At 36.1% G+C, this 2,252-nt stretch carries 1 protein-coding gene, 1 tRNA gene and 2 pseudogenes; 2 read left to right on the top strand and 2 right to left on the bottom strand.

The annotated features are described in order from the left end of the window. Positions 1-67 precede the first annotated feature (67 nt). Both ACFILW_RS09450 and ACFILW_RS09445 read right to left on the bottom strand, forming a co-directional pair. Positions 68-157: transfer RNA gene (locus tag ACFILW_RS09450), tRNA-Ser, on the bottom strand. 696 nt (positions 158-853) lie between these two features. Next, a pseudogene (locus ACFILW_RS09445) lies at positions 854-1,585 on the bottom strand (tyrosine-type recombinase/integrase); the annotation flags it as partial. Positions 1,586-1,593: 8 nt separating this feature from the next. On the opposite strand from ACFILW_RS09445, the gene ACFILW_RS09440 reads away from it, so the two are divergent. Continuing rightward, a complete protein-coding gene (locus ACFILW_RS09440; protein ID WP_375685673.1) occupies positions 1,594-2,067 on the top strand; it encodes a crossover junction endodeoxyribonuclease RuvC in 474 nt (157 codons plus the stop codon). Further along, positions 2,057-2,252, top strand: a pseudogene (locus ACFILW_RS09435) (hypothetical protein); the annotation flags it as partial. The gene ACFILW_RS09440 and the pseudogene ACFILW_RS09435, both read left to right, overlap by 11 nt.

Genomic DNA, 2,252 nt, shown 5'->3' with positions numbered 1-2,252 from the left:
TTTATTTATCCCGAACCTTTAAAAAAGTCATATAAAATCAAAAAGTTATAGCACTATAAAAGTGCTGTGGCGGAGGGGGTGGGATTCGAACCCACGGTACAGTCTCCTGCACGCCGGTTTTCAAGACCGGTGCCTTAAACCGCTCGGCCACCCCTCCAAACTAGATATGCCTTTTGACAAATTTCTTGCAAAAGGTCAATCATTTTAATACGCATTTTAAAGCATTCTTTGTAAAACTATTTAAGTTTCAATTAAAATAATTCTTCATAAGTTAATTCTTTGAGTGTGTTATCTAAAAGTTTCATTTTTAAACATGATAGTTTTTTCTGAAAAAATGAAAGGTAATTATGATCTTTATCATTTTTTTCTGTTTAAAAATTTTTCACAAAGCAATATTTTTTAAGTTCTAACGAACGTTTTCGTAATAATAATAAATGTTTGATAAATTATATTAAATTCCGGTCGTGTATTTTTGAATTATTTTGTCTTTCCAGATATGACTGGAAATTAGGTATATTTATAATGCTTTTTCTGTGGGATAAGCAAAAAGTTAATTAGAATGGAAGAAAAAATTATTGAGTAATACGCATAGATCAATAGATAGTTTGTTAAGGTATTGCATAGTTTTTCAAGAATAGAACTTAAAAACGCTAAATTATGCAGAGGCAGAAAGCATAAACTTTAACAGACAAGGTTTTAAAAGCCAATTCATTCATAAGTATGTGTAAAATAAAAAATTTATTTACAAAAAAATGGTGCCCCAGAGATTCAATAATTTTAAATAAAATAAATGAGTTATTGCGATATGGGGGGAAATTTATCATTATTGATTCCATTAATATTTTTTATAGCACTATCCCTCATTTTTTTGGAGCTTTTTTATCGCTTCTATAGCTAGCCTTTTGCGATCTGCGCTTTTTGTATAAAGAGATGCCATGTTGTCGTCGGTCCATCCAAAAATTGCCTTGAGTTGTGATACTGTTGCATCTGAATTAGCGGCGCGTGTTGCTGCTAATTTTCTTAAGCCATGTGCTGATTTTTTGATTCCCGCCGCATTACACGCTTCACGGAATAAGTTTCCAAAACTTTCTTTTACGAGTTTATTTCCGTTTTTTCCGCAAATGAATGTTTCATTTCCAATAGGACCAATTTTTAGAGTTTCTGCTAATTCAGGCAAAATGGGTAGAAAAACATCTGTTTGGAATTTACTTTTCTCTGTCTTGAGATGAATGATATTATCTTTGACATCTTTCCAACCAATTCGTACCGCATCACCACGACGCAAACCCGTGTAAAGAAGAATATCAATCCAGACGCGTTCATGTGAACCATGTGACCAATGGTGATAATATTTTTCAACATCTTCTTCTGTCCAAACAGCAAATCCATCTTTGTTGTTGAGAGGAGGTCTTTTTATTCCTAAAGTTGGGTTATTCTCCAGAAGTTCTTGATCGATCGCCCAATTAAAAAGTCCATTAAGTGCTTTTAGAAAATTTTGGGCAGCTGTTGGTTTTTCTTTGCGGCGTTCAACACCCGCTGTAATATGTGATTTCTTTATTTCTCTGTATAACACATTGTGTATGGAGCGGCGCTGTGATTAACACGATTCTTTGTTTTGATCTAGGTACCAAAACGGGGTGGGCGATACGTGGTGCAAGTGGTGACATATTCAGTGGTACCGTGAATTTTCAATCACGCCGTTTTGAAGGCGGTGGGATGCGTTACTTGCGTTTTAAGCAATGGCTATCAGAAATAAAGCAGACAGCAGGTCAAATTGACGTGGTGTATTTTGAAGAGGTGAGGCGTCATAAAGGTACAGATGCAGCGCATGTTTACGGTGGTTTGTTAGCAACGTTAACGGCGTGGTGTGAACAGCATCAGATACCGTATGAGGGGATACCAGTAAGTACGATTAAGAAAGCGACGACAGGCAAGGGGAATGCGTCGAAAGAAGAGATGATTAAGGCGGTGCGTGCAAAAGGGCACAATCCGAAAGATGATAATGAAGCAGATGCTTTAGCAATTTTATATTTAGTTAAAGAAAGGGAATTGGGGTATGTCCATTAAATTACCATGGACGAGGCTTTTTGCAGACAGATGGCTTCTTACTCTTGGTTTTTTGTCGCCGACTGAGAAATGTATCTATGTCATGTTGCGACTTCTAATGCTCCATATTGGTGAACCTATTTTAAAGGACTTAACGGTATTAGCTTTTTGGGTTGGTTATCCAGTAGAAGAGTTTGAAGCAGCTT

The sequence above is a fragment of the Bartonella sp. TT110JLCBS genome, from assembly GCF_042193405.1.
In the GTDB taxonomy this organism is placed as follows: domain Bacteria; phylum Pseudomonadota; class Alphaproteobacteria; order Rhizobiales; family Rhizobiaceae; genus Bartonella.
This window is presented reverse-complemented; position numbering and strand designations above follow the sequence as displayed.